This window comes from Shigella sp. FC1567 (assembly GCF_001743015.1).
Classification (GTDB): Bacteria; Pseudomonadota; Gammaproteobacteria; order Enterobacterales; family Enterobacteriaceae; genus Escherichia; species Escherichia coli.
Window position 1 is genome coordinate 1 of sequence record NZ_MIIV01000316.1, and the last position, 919, is coordinate 919.

1 protein-coding gene and 2 pseudogenes are annotated in these 919 nt (G+C 50.2%); all 3 read left to right on the plus strand.

Translation table 11 applies throughout. The features are described 5' to 3' along the window. Positions 1 to 333 (plus strand): annotated as a pseudogene (locus BHE85_RS16550) (IS1-like element IS1X2 family transposase); the annotation flags it as partial. Between the two features lie 28 nt (positions 334 to 361). Then, positions 362 to 634, plus strand: a pseudogene (locus BHE85_RS16555) (MASE1 domain-containing protein); the annotation flags it as partial. A 54-nt stretch (positions 635 to 688) separates the two neighbouring features. Continuing rightward, a partial coding sequence (locus BHE85_RS16560) for an IS3 family transposase (RefSeq protein WP_023147292.1) occupies positions 689 to 919 on the plus strand: 231 nt, incomplete at its 3' end.

The window sequence follows — 919 nt, forward strand, 5'->3', positions numbered from 1 at the left end:
TGGCTGTTTTACGCGTATGACAGGATACGGAGGACGGTTGTGGCGCACGTCTTCGGTGAACGCACTCTGGCCACACTGGAGCGTCTTCTGAGCCTGCTGCCGGCCTTTGAGGTCGTGGTATGGATGACGGATGGCTGGCCGCTGTATGAATCACGCCTGAAGGGAAAGCTGCACGTTATCAGCAAGCGTTACACTCAGCGCATTGAGCGACATAATCTGAATCTGAGACAACATCTGGCAAGGCTGGGACGGAAGTCACTGTCGTTCTCAAAATCGGTGGAGCTGCATGACAAGGTCATCGGGCATTATCTGAACATAAAACACTATCAGTAAGTTGGAGTCATTACCCTGCTGAGCATCTATGAAACTGAATGCAACTTATATAAAAATACGTGATAAATGGTGGGGGCTTCCGCTGTTCCTGCCTTTTTTAATCTTGCCCATTTTCGCCCACATTAATACTTTCGCGCATATTTCTTCCGGTGAGGTTTTTCTCTTTTATCTGCCTCTGGCACTGATGATCAGCATGATGATGTTTTTCAGCTGGGCGGCATTGCCAGGGATCGCCTTAGGGATTTTTGTCCGCAAATATGCAGAGCTGGGTTTTTACGAAACGCTATCATTAACGGCTAATTGAACCGCCCCGGGAATCCTGGAGACTAAACTTCCTGAGAAAGAGGTAAACAGGATGACTAAAAATACTCGTTTTTCCCCCGAAGTCCGTCAGAGGGCGATTCGTATGGTTCTGGAAAGTCAGGGCGAATATGACTCACAGTGGGCGGCAATTTGTTCCATTGCCCCAAAGATTGGCTGTACACCGGAGACTCTGCGTGTCTGGGTACGCCAGCATGAGCGGGATACCGGAGGCGGTGATGGCGGGCTCACCACCGCTGAACGTCAGCGTCTGAAAGAGCTGGAA